At 56.6% G+C, this 13,306-nt stretch carries 14 protein-coding genes; 9 read left to right on the top strand and 5 right to left on the bottom strand.

Translation table 11 applies throughout. The features are described from left to right. Positions 1 to 39 precede the first annotated feature (39 nt). Positions 40 to 309, top strand: coding sequence for a hypothetical protein (locus tag ACYZUA_RS24695; RefSeq protein WP_461960969.1), 270 nt, complete (start codon positions 40 to 42; stop codon positions 307 to 309). A 2-nt stretch (positions 310 to 311) separates the two neighbouring features. Beyond that, positions 312 to 650, top strand: coding sequence for a hypothetical protein (locus ACYZUA_RS24690; RefSeq protein WP_461960968.1), 339 nt, complete (start codon positions 312 to 314; stop codon positions 648 to 650). A 54-nt stretch (positions 651 to 704) separates the two neighbouring features. Here ACYZUA_RS24690 and ACYZUA_RS24685 read toward each other — a convergent pair whose 3' ends face one another. The 5 genes from ACYZUA_RS24685 to ACYZUA_RS24665 form a co-directional block, all read right to left on the bottom strand. Next, on the bottom strand, positions 705 to 1,418 hold the full coding sequence (locus ACYZUA_RS24685; protein ID WP_461960967.1) for an HNH endonuclease: 714 nt from the start codon (positions 1,416 to 1,418) through the stop codon (positions 705 to 707). Between the two features lie 120 nt (positions 1,419 to 1,538). Further along, complete coding sequence (locus tag ACYZUA_RS24680; protein ID WP_461960966.1) at positions 1,539 to 2,072, bottom strand: BRO-N domain-containing protein; 534 nt, start codon at positions 2,070 to 2,072, stop codon at positions 1,539 to 1,541. A gap of 415 nt (positions 2,073 to 2,487) precedes the next feature. Further along, positions 2,488 to 3,738 (bottom strand): ribonucleotide-diphosphate reductase subunit beta, encoded by a 1,251-nt coding sequence (locus ACYZUA_RS24675; protein ID WP_008034875.1) that lies wholly within the window; start codon positions 3,736 to 3,738, stop codon positions 2,488 to 2,490. Between the two features lie 517 nt (positions 3,739 to 4,255). Then, positions 4,256 to 4,531: a hypothetical protein gene (locus tag ACYZUA_RS24670; protein WP_461960965.1), complete on the bottom strand. Its 276-nt coding sequence runs from the start codon at positions 4,529 to 4,531 to the stop codon at positions 4,256 to 4,258. Between the two features lie 189 nt (positions 4,532 to 4,720). Beyond that, a complete protein-coding gene (locus ACYZUA_RS24665; protein WP_461960964.1) occupies positions 4,721 to 4,984 on the bottom strand; it encodes a DUF2790 domain-containing protein in 264 nt (87 codons plus the stop codon). Between the two features lie 414 nt (positions 4,985 to 5,398). Between ACYZUA_RS24665 and acs the strand changes: the two genes are divergently transcribed. The 7 genes from acs (at position 5,399) to argR (ending at position 13,302) form a co-directional block, all read left to right on the top strand. After that, the gene (acs, locus tag ACYZUA_RS24660; RefSeq protein ID WP_461960963.1) at positions 5,399 to 7,354 is read left to right on the top strand and encodes an acetate--CoA ligase; all 1,956 of its coding nucleotides are present in this window, start codon (positions 5,399 to 5,401) and stop codon (positions 7,352 to 7,354) included. Between the two features lie 698 nt (positions 7,355 to 8,052). After that, positions 8,053 to 8,826, top strand: a complete 774-nt coding sequence (locus ACYZUA_RS24655) for an ABC transporter substrate-binding protein (RefSeq protein ID WP_008154331.1) — start codon at positions 8,053 to 8,055, stop codon at positions 8,824 to 8,826. 91 nt (positions 8,827 to 8,917) lie between these two features. Beyond that, positions 8,918 to 9,607, top strand: a complete 690-nt coding sequence (locus ACYZUA_RS24650) for an ABC transporter permease (RefSeq protein WP_008154330.1) — start codon at positions 8,918 to 8,920, stop codon at positions 9,605 to 9,607. Beyond that, positions 9,604 to 10,302 (top strand): ABC transporter permease, encoded by a 699-nt coding sequence (locus ACYZUA_RS24645; RefSeq protein WP_461960962.1) that lies wholly within the window; start codon positions 9,604 to 9,606, stop codon positions 10,300 to 10,302. Before ACYZUA_RS24650 ends, ACYZUA_RS24645 begins: the two co-directional genes overlap by 4 nt. Position 10,303: 1 nt before the next feature. Beyond that, the gene (locus ACYZUA_RS24640) at positions 10,304 to 11,416 is read left to right on the top strand and encodes a M14 family metallopeptidase (protein ID WP_461960961.1); all 1,113 of its coding nucleotides are present in this window, start codon (positions 10,304 to 10,306) and stop codon (positions 11,414 to 11,416) included. 27 nt (positions 11,417 to 11,443) lie between these two features. Further along, positions 11,444 to 12,208 (top strand): ABC transporter ATP-binding protein, encoded by a 765-nt coding sequence (locus ACYZUA_RS24635; protein WP_046042317.1) that lies wholly within the window; start codon positions 11,444 to 11,446, stop codon positions 12,206 to 12,208. A gap of 113 nt (positions 12,209 to 12,321) precedes the next feature. Further along, entirely contained in the window at positions 12,322 to 13,302 is a 981-nt protein-coding gene (argR, locus tag ACYZUA_RS24630) for a transcriptional regulator ArgR (RefSeq protein WP_033056741.1), read from the top strand. Positions 13,303 to 13,306: the final 4 nt, after the last annotated feature.

Here is a 13,306-nt window from a genome sequence, read left to right as displayed (position 1 = left end):
GCCTCTACTCATGCCAATAATCGGAAAGGATCTACGCTTATGTCTGATGGTAATCACATCAATATTGGTTCGATGGGCGATGCCAACCATATCAATATTTCGCAACATCAATCGTTGCCGCCGAGCACCATTCAGTTCGATATTGACCCGAACAGCTTTGAGCGGCTGAGTCGCACTAACGTTAATAAGGCTGCTGTGGGTTTTTTTCTGTCGCTGCCGTTACTCGCTCTCTCGTTCATGTCCATAGTGGCCGATGCTTCGGCATTCTTTCTTATTTCAACATCGGTTCGAGAATCCCGGCCTACGTGATCATGGCTATTGCGATGCTGGGTTTGTTGTTTTTTAACCTCAAACGAAAAATTGCCACGACAACCATCCCGCAAGATCAGGCGCGATTTATCGATGGTCGTTGGGTTGAGCGAGATGAAAATGGCGACTATCTGCTCTACCGAAAAGCTGCCCCATGCAACTATAAAGACTGTCGTGGAACCGTACGCATTCAAACTCCACCGCCTCGCGAACTCCATAACCATGACTTGATTGGCGTTTGCGACATAGGTGGAAAACAGCATACCTATCGCGTCGACTTCAATGGTATTGGCGAGCGACAACACTTTGATTGGAGGCCAGCCGAGCAGAACAACCCTTGAATGCAGGGATGTACACGTTGAATAGGATGAGCATCCGCGCAGCGGTTCAAGCTTTCACTCAACAACAAGCCGTTTTACCCTACTGTAAAGCGACAATTTGAAGTCATCCCTGTCGCTTGATAGGTGGCAGCGGCGGTGACAGTTTGGGCAGAGCGCTACGGCATTGGTGATGCCGTCAGATCCTTTTTCAGCCAAATGCTTAACGTGATGAACCTCAAGAAACGGCAAACCGTCGACTTCGAACGGTGCGTTCTGACCGCAGCCTTCACAAATCCCTTTAGCCAAGTCAGCCACCCAAGCCCGGATTTTTGGATCTCGGACGTAGGACGTGGTGGTAACGCTAACTTGTTTTGGATTCGGGTTACCTGAAGGTTCGATGTTCAGTCCCTTCTTTTGTAATCTGGAGGCCCGGCTGATCAGCGTCTGGTGATCAGAGGTCGGAGCGGATTCGCCCGCGCCGGGCACAACTTTGTTGGCCAATATATTGCGGATCCGTTGACCAATTCCCGCGCCGAAGTTCTTGGCGGGCATGTAGCCTTCAATCCGCGGAAAGTCCATTTGCTCCAGCACCGCAGAGATGTTTTGCATGCGGTACTCAATCGAAGACCCACTGCGTTTGCTTAGCGGTCCTTCACGCAAAAGCTGGTTTTCAACCGACTTTTTGAAGGTCTCCCCATTTTGTTCACGGCCCATCATCTTCAGATAAGCATCGACCGAAGCCTCAAGCTCCAGATCACTCCAGCCAGTTTTTTCTTTTGGGGTATCCATACAATCGCCGAGGGTTGAAAACCCTCGGACGATACTGAGTGGCCACTACGACTGTCTACGAAAATTCCTACAGAAAAGACCGACGAATCGCTCAATCGATCCTACAAAGACACCGCCGCACTAACCCACCGAATGCTTCGACGACTGAAACACATCCCAAACCTTCCGCCACCAAGGCTTAACCGCCGGCACCCGCCGTCGCGTGCGATTCAGCAACAGATAAGGCATGTCCCGCAGCCGTATCCAGCCTTCATCCTGCCAATGCAACAGACTCAACGACATCTCCGGCCAATCCAACAAACTCAACATCGGCCGATCCGCATGCTTCGACGGCCCCGCATCGCGCAAGGCTGGCACCACTTGATGAGTCAGCCACTCGCGCAACAGCCGATTCCCCGGCGCGTAGTGATAGACCAGCAACGCATACACGCCTGATTCGCTGAGCATCAGCCGCTTTTCCGGTTGGCCGTGGTAGTCGATCAGTAACGTGTGCCGTTGATCTTCGTCGAGTTTACTGACCACCCGATCACTCAGATGAAAACCCATCAATCGACCAAAATCGCGGGCGCAGAACCAAGTTTGGTTTTCCAGGAGAAGGGCGTGGAGGACAAGGTTGTGGCGGGAGAAGGCCATTACCGAGAAGGGATCAGACATAGCTGATCTCCAGAGTTTCGAGAGTGTGGGGTCGATCATGTTTAGGCATATCCATTACCTCTACGTTTAGATTTTGGAGGGCCTGAACCCAACGTAGAGTGGACTTAAGAAATCCCAACGAGCAAAGTCATCACACACCTGAACGACAAACACCTAAAAGTGATTGCGGATCTGAATGATTGGCCAAGCTTTCTACGTTGGGCGTTTCTTAGGCACCTGCAATGGAGCTTAGAGGTGCTTTGACAGGGCATCAATGCGGACGGAGCTGTAAGTGCTGTAGGAGTTTTAGCGTCGTAGCGTAGGGAAGGAAAAAAGGTTTTCATTCCCCAATAAAAAAGCCCCGATCAGATCGGGGCTTTTGCTTTTCGATTTTTCGATTCAGAGTGCAATCGTCAAATCACGGTTAGCTAGGGAATCAATCCCAGCTAAGCGCACCGCCGGTTTGGTATTCAATAACCCGAGTCTCAAAGAAGTTCTTCTCTTTCTTCAAGTCCATAATCTCGCTCATCCAAGGGAACGGGTTCGTAGTCCCCGGATACTCTTCTTTCAAACCGATCTGCGACAGACGACGGTTAGCGATGAACTTCAGGTAGTCCTCCATCATCGCCGCGTTCATGCCCAACACGCCGCGAGGCATGGTGTCGCGAGCGTATTCGATTTCCAGCTGAGTGCCTTGCAGAATCATCTGCGAAGCTTCTTCCTTCATTTCAGCGTCCCACAGGTGTGGGTTTTCGATTTTGATCTGGTTGATCACGTCGATGCCGAAGTTCAGGTGCATGGATTCGTCGCGCAGGATGTACTGGAACTGCTCGGCGACGCCGGTCATTTTGTTGCGGCGGCCCATGGAGAGGATCTGGGTGAAGCCGCAGTAGAAGAAGATGCCTTCCAGAACGCAGTAGTAGGCGATCAGGTTGCGCAGCAATTCCTTGTCTGTTTCGACGGTGCCGGTTTCGAACTTCGGATCGGAGATCGAGCGGGTGTATTTCAGGCCCCAGGTGGCTTTTTTCGCGACCGATGGGATCTCGTGGTACATGTTGAAGATCTCGCCTTCATCCATGGCCAACGATTCGATGCAGTACTGGTAGGCGTGGGTGTGGATCGCCTCTTCGAACGCCTGGCGCAGGATGTACTGGCGGCATTCCGGGTTGGTGATCAGGCGGTACACGGCCAGCACCAGGTTGTTGGCAACGAGGGAGTCGGCGGTGGAGAAGAAGCCGAGGTTGCGCATGACGATGCGGCGTTCGTCGTCGGTCAGGCCTTCCGGGTCTTTCCAGAGGGCGATGTCGGCGGTCATGTTGACTTCTTGCGGCATCCAGTGGTTTGCGCAGCCGTCCAGGTACTTCTGCCAGGCCCAGTCGTACTTGAACGGGACGAGCTGGTTGAGGTCGGCGCGGCAGTTGATCATGCGCTTTTCGTCGACCGCCACACGGGCGGAGGCGCCTTCGAGTTCGGCGAGGCCTTCGGCGATGTCGAGGTTGTCCAGGGCAGCTTTTGCACGGGCGATTGCGGCGGAGTCGGACGCGGTTACAGCGCGGGCTTCTTGAGCCGCGACGCCACCAGCGGTGTCGAGGCGGTCCATGTTGGCTTCAGTTGCGTGCCCGGCGTTGGCGCCTTTTACAACGGTTTCGCCGCTGTCTTCTTTGTCGAATTCGTCCCAGCTCAGCATGACGTGTCGTCTCCTGCGTGAGGGCCAGATGCCCGTGTGAAAACTGATAGGTTGGTTTTTCACACGGCCGTACTGGCCGCGTTGGATAGCGTTTTTTGCAGCGGTACACGCAGGCAAATAAACATAAATTTGTACGGGGTTCCGAGAGCCTCTGACGGGCGCAGAAATCGGTGAGGATTTCGGCGTGGGCTTCAGACTGGCTGTTATCCCTGTAAGGGAATATTGCAGGCCCGTTAAGGCGGCATTATAGGGAAATTTTTGCAGCCGTGGTGGGGCGAATCCGCGCATGGAGCGGTCGAGAAGGAGGGTTTTTCGGTCGGAGCGAGGGTTTACAGGGCTTTGGCTGGATGTCGCGAGTGAAGATTTTTTTTCATAAATTTTAGCCAGCCATTTTTTTGTTCAAAAAACAGCCAGAAAATCGCCTTTTTCACTATATGTTGTGTTTTGAGTCACTTTTCGATGCCCCCAGACACAACTAAGCCCGGCCGAAGCCGGGCTGTAAAGTCACGCTTGATGATCAGCTGAGGCGAGCTGCACCCACGTGATCTGCACCATCAGCAGCGACTTTGGCAGCGCCGGTGCGATCAAAACCGTCAGAAGCGAGTTTGGCAGCGCCCGTGTGGTCGGAGCCATCGGAGGCGAAAGACGCCGAACCGGTATGGTCGTAACCGTCAGAAGCGACAGCCGCTTGCGTGGTGTAAGCAGCCGAGCCAGTGCGGTCGTAGCCGTCAGCGGCGAAGGTGTTAGCGGCCAGGACAGAGAGGGTCAGGGCGAGGATCAGTTTGGTTTTCATGGTAGTAGCTCCAGATTCGTTGGCGTTTTGTGCCTTGGGTGTGGAATTGATACTACGCCAGATAATTTGATTAAAAAGCGCAAATAAACGCTCAAACTAATCGAGTAAATCGATATGTAAGGTTCGGCGCTTCACCTGCCTTAAATAGCGGGCGGGTGGGTCGAACCTTGGGAGGGTGAGAGCGGGTGATTAGCCGTTAGAGCAGCCATTACCCATGATGCTGTAGCGAAGAATGTGGCGTTGGCCTTTGGAGTCGTCGTATTCCATTTTCGCCGGAACAACTTCGCAGACGTTCGGAATTTCGCTCATGGAGACAACTTTGGCGATGTCCAGGTGAGTGGAGTAAGTGTATTCCTCGATAGCGGGTTGCTGCTGCGCGACATCAGTCGGAACCTCGTCTGCCATGGCGGTTGCGCACAGGCTGCTGAGGGCCAGAACTAATAAAGCTTTCATTTCAGATTTACCTTTTAGAGGTCGAGTGGGGTCGCGCAACCTTTTTGGGGTTGCGTGTAGAACTTAAGTACTGGGTTTTGGATTAACTGCCTTCGTGGGGGCTGCAACTTGGTTAATCACGTTGCCTGGTTGGCGAGGCTGATTTTAGGCGTGGGGTTTACATTCATATAGGCGTGCTTTTGATAAACACTATTGGCAGATCCTGTAACAATCCCCGAAAAGCGACCTTTGGCTCGCTGATGAAGCCAATATCCTAAATGCTCAAAGCCCCTGAAATCACCGGCCTTGAGCGCCTCGGCGGGGTATAGCCACATTTTGTAGGGGCTTGTTACTACCATCGTCGAATGGTTCTATAGGCCCGGCCCGGCTACAACTGGGTCATACAAAAACAACTATTCCACCGAGGTAACAAAGATGAGTGCGGCTTCCCTGTATCCCGTTCGTCCCGAGGTTGCGGCCAATACGCTGACTGATGAGGCGACCTACAAGGCCATGTACCAGCAGTCCGTCGTTAACCCGGACGGCTTCTGGCGCGAGCAAGCCAAGCGCCTCGACTGGATCAAGCCTTTCACCACGGTGAAACAGACTTCTTTCGACGATCACCATGTCGACATCAAATGGTTCGCCGACGGCACCCTGAACGTTTCCTACAACTGCCTCGACCGTCATCTGGCCGAGCGCGGCGATCAAGTCGCGATCATTTGGGAAGGGGATGACCCTGCCGAAAGCCGCAACATCACCTATCGCGAGCTGCACGAACAAGTCTGCAAGTTCGCCAACGCCCTGCGTGGCCAGGATGTGCACCGCGGCGACGTGGTGACTATCTATATGCCGATGATCCCCGAAGCCGTGGTCGCCATGCTGGCGTGTACCCGGATCGGCGCGATTCACTCGGTGGTGTTCGGTGGTTTCTCGCCGGAAGCACTGGCGGGTCGGATCATCGACTGCAAATCCAAAGTAGTGATCACTGCCGACGAAGGTATTCGTGCCGGCAAGAAGATCCCGCTCAAGTCCAACGTCGACGACGCGCTGACTAACCCGGAAACCAGCAGCATTCAGAAAGTCATTGTGTGCAAGCGCACCGGTGGCGACATCAAGTGGAACCCGCATCGCGACATCTGGTTCGAAGACCTGATGAAGGTGGCAGGCAGTGTCTGCGCGCCGAAAGAGATGGGCGCTGAAGAAGCGCTGTTCATCCTTTATACCTCCGGTTCCACCGGTAAGCCGAAGGGCGTGCAACACACCACCGGCGGTTATCTGCTGTACGCGGCGATGACCCACGAGCGTGTGTTCGACTACCGCCCGGGCGAAATCTACTGGTGCACCGCCGACGTCGGCTGGGTCACGGGTCACACCTACATCGTTTATGGCCCGCTGGCCAATGGCGCGACCACGCTGTTGTTTGAAGGCGTGCCGAACTATCCGGATATCACCCGGGTGGCGAAGATCGTCGACAAGCACAAGGTCAATATCCTCTACACCGCTCCGACCGCGATCCGCGCGATGATGGCGTCGGGCAAGGCCGCCGTTGAAGGCGCCGATGGCAGCAGCCTGCGCTTGTTGGGTTCGGTCGGTGAGCCAATTAACCCGGAAGCGTGGGATTGGTACTACAAGAACGTCGGCCAATCCCGTTGCCCGATCGTCGACACCTGGTGGCAGACCGAAACCGGCGGCAACATGATGAGCCCGCTGCCGGGCGCTCACGGTCTCAAGCCGGGTTCGGCGGCACGTCCGTTCTTCGGTGTAGTGCCGGCGTTGGTGGACAACCTGGGCAACATCCTCGAAGGCGTGGCCGAGGGCAACCTGGTGATTCTCGATTCGTGGCCGGGCCAGGCGCGCACGCTGTATGGCGACCATGACCGCTTCGTCGATACCTACTTCAAGACCTTCCGCGGCATGTACTTCACCGGTGACGGTGCGCGTCGTGACGAAGATGGTTATTACTGGATTACCGGTCGCGTGGATGACGTGCTCAACGTGTCCGGCCACCGCATGGGCACCGCCGAGATCGAAAGCGCGATGGTCGCCCACCCGAAAGTCGCCGAAGCCGCCGTGGTCGGCGTGCCGCACGACATCAAGGGGCAGGGCATCTATGTCTATGTCACGTTGATCGGTGGCGAAGAGCCGAGCGAGCAGCTGCGACTTGAGCTGAAAAACTGGGTCCGTAAAGAGATTGGCCCGATTGCCTCGCCGGATGTCATCCAGTGGGCGCCGGGCTTACCGAAAACCCGTTCGGGCAAAATCATGCGCCGGATTCTGCGCAAGATTGCTACGGCTGAATATGAGGGGTTGGGGGATATCTCCACCCTGGCGGATCCGGGTGTGGTGCAGCATTTGATTGATGAACACAAGATCATGAACGTCGCGTAAGCAGCGTTCCGCATCATCCAAATCCCTCCAGGTGTTGAGCCTGGTGGGGTTTTTTTGTGGTCGTCGGTCGGTATCTTCGGTGTTATTGCGGGCCTCATCGCGGGCAAGCCTTGCTCCTACGGGCTGAGTCGTTCGCAATGTGGTAATCAGCCCAAACCCTGTAGGAACAAGGCTTGCCCGCGATGACGATCTGTACGGCGCCACATCAACAACGGCCAATAATTATCGGCTACTTCCGTAGGTTATTTCCCACTGTTACCCATCACCCTTCAAGTTACTGAATGTGTAACCGCTCGCGCCGATACGGGGCATTGGGAAACGTGAAGCCCCGTCATCGGGACCTCTCAGCCCCTGAAACAAATAAGACACAACGCTACGCTTGCCGGATTAGAAGGGTTTGCCAATAATAGGCCCGCAATTTGCAGCATAGATCGGTTCACTGTCTTTTGCTCTTGCATGAATTTGCAAGGCTGTCAACGCGCCCAGGCGGCTTTCTCGGTGCTTCTGTAATTAGTTGTCGCATTGAAGAAATATCGGCTTCGGGCCTGTCGTTAGAATGCCGATCACTCGCTCGTTGTTGCTCGCGTTGAAAAAGCGCGAGATTCCTACAACGCAGCACCGCTTTGCGGTTCCACTCATTCGCATATTGGGCTGTCGCTCACTCTGCCGTTTTAGCCCTTTACCGATGGAGTCCCAAGATGAAGAAACTCGTGCTGCTTGGCGCCCTGGCACTGTCCGTGCTGTCCCTGCCGACTTTCGCCGATGAAAAGCCTCTGAAAATTGGTATCGAAGCGGCTTACCCTCCGTTCGCTTCCAAAGCGCCGGACGGCAGCATCGTTGGTTTCGACTACGACATCGGCAACGCTCTGTGCGAAGAGATGAAGGTCAAGTGCGTTTGGGTCGAGCAAGAGTTCGACGGTCTGATCCCGGCACTCAAAGTGCGCAAGATCGACGCGATCCTGTCGTCCATGTCGATCACTGAAGACCGCAAGAAGTCCGTGGACTTCACCAACAAGTACTACAACACCCCGGCTCGCCTGGTCATGAAGGCCGGCACTCCAGTCAGCGACAGCCTGGCTGAGCTCAAGGGCAAGAACATCGGCGTGCAACGTGGTTCGATCCACGAGCGTTTCGCCCGTGAAGTCCTGGCCCCGCTGGGTGCCGAGATCAAGCCTTACGGTTCGCAGAACGAAATTTACCTCGACGTGGCCGCTGGTCGCCTCGACGGCACCGTGGCAGACGCTACGCTGCTGGATGACGGTTTCCTGAAAACCGACGCCGGCAAAGGTTTCGCCTTCGTTGGCCCGGCCTTCACCGACGTCAAATACTTCGGCGACGGCGTAGGTATCGCAGTTCGCAAGGGTGACGCGCTGAAAGACAAGATCAACACCGCGATCACCGCCATTCGCGAGAACGGCAAGTACAAGCAAATCCAGGACAAATACTTCGCCTTCGATATCTACGGCAAATAACACGTCCCGGCGACAAGTCCGAAATGGCGCAAGCAACAGGATCTCTGAGGTTTGCGCCATTTTTTCATCCCCCTTTTCGAGGACCTGAATCATGTTGAAAGGCTACGGGGCTGTCATCCTCGATGGCGCATGGCTGACGCTTCAGCTCGCCTTGTCGTCCATGGTCTTGGCCATTGTTCTGGGTCTGATCGGCGTTGCGCTGCGTCTGTCCCCGATTCGCTGGCTGGCCTGGTTGGGCGACCTGTATTCCACGGTGATCCGCGGGATTCCCGATCTGGTGCTGATCCTGCTGATTTTCTACGGTGGTCAGGACCTGCTCAACCGCGTCGCGCCGATGCTCGGTTTTGACGACTACATCGACCTGAACCCGTTGGCCGCCGGTATCGGCACCTTGGGCTTCATCTTCGGTGCGTACTTGTCGGAAACCTTCCGTGGTGCCTTCATGGCGATCCCGAAAGGTCAGGCAGAAGCCGGCATGGCGTACGGCATGAGCAGTTTTCAGGTGTTCTTCCGGGTGTTGGTGCCGCAGATGATTCGCCTGGCGATTCCGGGTTTCACCAACAACTGGCTGGTCCTGACCAAGGCCACCGCGCTGATTTCGGTGGTGGGCCTGCAAGACATGATGTTCAAGGCCAAGCAGGCGGCAGATGCCACCCGCGAGCCTTTCACCTTCTTCCTCGCAGTGGCGGCGATGTACCTGGTGATCACCAGCGTCTCGTTGCTGGCATTGCGTCACCTTGAGAAGCGCTACTCGGTAGGCGTAAGGGCGGCTGATCTATGATCTTCGACTACAACGTCATTTGGGAGGCCATGCCGCTGTACTTCGGCGGCCTGGTGACTACCCTCAAATTGCTCGCGCTGTCGCTGTTTTTCGGCCTGCTGTGCGCCTTGCCGCTGGGCTTGATGCGCGTCTCGAAAAACGCGGCCGTCAACATGAGCGCCTGGCTCTTCACCTATGTGATCCGCGGCACACCGATGCTGGTGCAGCTGTTTTTGATCTACTACGGTCTGGCGCAATTCGAAGCGGTACGTGAAAGCTTCCTCTGGCCGTGGCTGTCCAGTGCGACGTTCTGTGCGTGCCTGGCCTTCGCGATCAACACCAGCGCTTACACCGCCGAAATCATCGCCGGCAGCCTGCGGGCCACGCCGAATGGTGAGATCGAAGCGGCCAAGGCGATGGGCATGTCGCGCTACAAAATGTACAAGCGCATCTTGCTGCCATCGGCCCTGCGCCGGGCGCTGCCGCAGTACAGCAACGAAGTGATCATGATGCTGCAGACCACCAGTCTGGCTTCCATCGTGACCCTGATCGACATCACCGGTGCCGCACGCACGGTCAACGCGCAGTTCTACCTGCCGTTCGAAGCCTACATCACCGCCGGCGTGTTCTACCTGTGCCTGACGTTCATTCTGGTGAAGATGTTCAAACTGGCCGAGCGCCGCTGGCTGGGCTATCTGGCCCCGCGGAAGCACTGATATGGAACGCATCGATCATTCATTGCCGTGGAGCCACTTGGGCAGCGAGCGCCAGATTTCGGTGTTCCGCTTCGGCAGTGGCGAGCGCAAGGCTTACATCCAGGCCAGCCTGCACGCCGATGAACTGCCGGGCATGCGCACGGCCTGGGAGCTGAAAAAGCGCCTGACCGAACTCGAAGCCCAAGGCTTGCTCAATGGTGTGATCGAATTGGTACCAGTGGCCAATCCACTGGGCCTCGGTCAACTGCTGCAAGGCAGTCATCAAGGGCGTTTCGAGGCGGGCAGCGGCAAGAACTTCAACCGGGATTTCGTCGAGCTGAGCGCGCCAGTCGCCGCTGAGCTGAAAGGACACCTGGGCGATGATCCGCACGCCAATATTCAGCTGATCCGTCAGGCCATGAGCGATGTGCTCGCCGCATTGCCGCCAGCTACAAGTCAGTTGCAAGGCATGCAGCGCATTTTGCTCAGTCATGCCTGCACCGCTGACGTGGTGCTGGATCTGCATTGCGATGCCGAAGCGGCGCTGCACATGTACGCCTTGCCGCAACACTGGCCGCAATGGCGTTCGTTGGCTGCGCATCTGGACGTGAAAGTGGGTCTGCTGGCGGAAGATTCCGGTGGCAGTTCCTTCGACGAAGCCTGTTCGCTGCCGTGGTTGCGTCTGTCGCGTCTGTTTCCTGATGCGCAGATTCCCCTGGCCTGCCTGGCGACGACTATTGAATTAGGCGGTCAGGCCGATACCGGTCGCGCTGAAGCCTGCGCTTACGCCGAAGGCATTCTGGCGTTTCTCGCCGAGCAAGGCTTGATCAGCGGCGAGTGGCCGAAGCCTGCGCAGGACGCGTGCGAAGGCATGCCGTTCGAAGGCACCGAGTTACTGTTTGCGCCACACCCTGGCGTGATCAGTTTCTTGCGTAAACCCGGTGAATGGATTGAAGCCGGCGATGAGATTTTCGAAGTGATCGATCCGTTATCGGATCGGGTCAGCACGGTGTGTGCTGGTACGTCCGGGGTGCTGTTTGCCATTGAACGGCTGCGTTATGCCCAACCCGGTTTCTGGCTGGCCAAGGTGGCGGGGCGCGAAGCGCTGCGTCACGGGCGCTTGCTCAACGACTGACTGACTGTTTTTGTGAGAACCGACCGCATGTACAAACTTGAAGTCCAAGACCTGCATAAACGCTATGGCAGTCACGAAGTGCTCAAGGGCGTGTCCCTGAAAGCGGCGGCTGGCGATGTGATCAGCATCATCGGCTCCAGTGGCTCCGGCAAAAGTACCTTCCTGCGCTGCATCAACCTGCTGGAGCAGCCGCACGCGGGCAAGATTCTGCTCAACAACGAAGAGCTGAAACTGGTCGCCAACAAGGACGGCGCGCTGAAGGCGGCCGACCCGAAACAGCTGCAACGCATGCGTTCGCGCCTGTCGATGGTGTTCCAGCATTTCAATTTGTGGTCGCACATGACCGCGCTGGAAAACATCATGGAAGCGCCGGTCCACGTGCTTGGCATGTCCAAGGCTGAAGCCCGCGAGAAGGCCGAGCACTACCTGAACAAGGTCGGTGTGGCCCATCGTAAAGATGCTTACCCTGGCCACATGTCCGGCGGCGAGCAGCAGCGTGTGGCGATCGCCCGTGCGCTGGCGATGGAACCTGAGGTGATGTTGTTCGACGAACCGACGTCAGCGCTCGACCCGGAACTGGTCGGCGACGTGCTGAAAGTCATGCAGGCCCTGGCGCAGGAAGGCCGGACCATGGTGGTGGTGACGCACGAAATGGGCTTCGCCCGTGAAGTGTCGAACCAGTTGGTGTTCCTGCACAAAGGTGTCGTCGAAGAAAGCGGCAACCCGCGTGAGGTGCTGGTCAATCCACAGTCCGAACGTCTGCAACAATTCCTCTCGGGCAGCCTCAAGTAATCGCTCCCGTTACGCACCAAATTAGGTCATGCTGCGCACCGCGCGCCAGATGGTCTAATTTGGTTGCAGCCGCTTTCGGCTTCTAACAGTGTTTTCGTTTCGGATTGCCCGCCATGACTGCCCATCGAATTGGTTTCCTGATTTGGCCCAGCACTAAAGCACTGACGCTTGCGCTGGCTGAGGAGGCCTTGCGTGTTGCCCAGCGTGTGCATCCGGACGTTGTCTACGAACTGTCGTTTTTGCAGGCCGAACCGCCGACCGAAGGCGCCTGGCAATTGCCGGGTGAGCCGTGGGCCGGCAAGCTCGAAAACTTCCAGAAATTGTTTTTGCTCGCCGATGAGCCGCCGACCACACTCGCGCCGGCGCTCAGTAGTTCGCTGAAACAACTGGTGCGTGCTGGCTGCGTGATCGGTGGTTTGTCTGCCGGTGTTTACCCGTTGGCGCAATTGGGTTTGCTCGACGGTTACCGCGCTGCCGTGCATTGGCGCTGGCAGGACGATTTCACCGAACGCTTCCCGAAAGTCATCGCCACCAGTCATCTGTTCGACTGGGATCGCGATCGTCTGACCGCGTGCGGCGGCCTTTCGGTACTCGACTTGCTGCTGGCCGTGCTGGCCCGTGATCATGGCGCTGAGCTGGCCGGTGCGGTGTCGGAAGAATTGGTGGTCGAGCGCATCCGCGAGGGCGGCGAGCGCCAACGCATTCCGCTGCAGAACCGTCTCGGTTCCAGCCATCCGAAGCTCACGCAAGCCGTGTTGCTGATGGAAGCCAACATCGAAGAGCCATTGACCACCGACGAAATCGCCCAGCATGTGTGCGTGTCCCGTCGGCAGCTGGAGCGGATCTTCAAGCAATACCTCAACCGTGTGCCGAGCCAGTATTACCTGGAACTGCGCCTGAACAAGGCCCGGCAGATGTTGATGCAAACCAGCAAGTCGATCATCCAGATCGGCCTATCGTGTGGCTTCTCCTCGGGGCCGCATTTCTCCAGCGCCTACCGCAACTTCTTCGGTGCCACGCCGCGGGAAGATCGCAACCAGCGGCGCAGCAGCAGCCCGTTCGAATTGTCGTCGGTGCCCTCGGAGCGTGGGTGACAGA

It is taken from the genome of Pseudomonas sp. LS2P72 (genome assembly GCF_054897865.1).
This window is presented reverse-complemented; position numbering and strand designations above follow the sequence as displayed.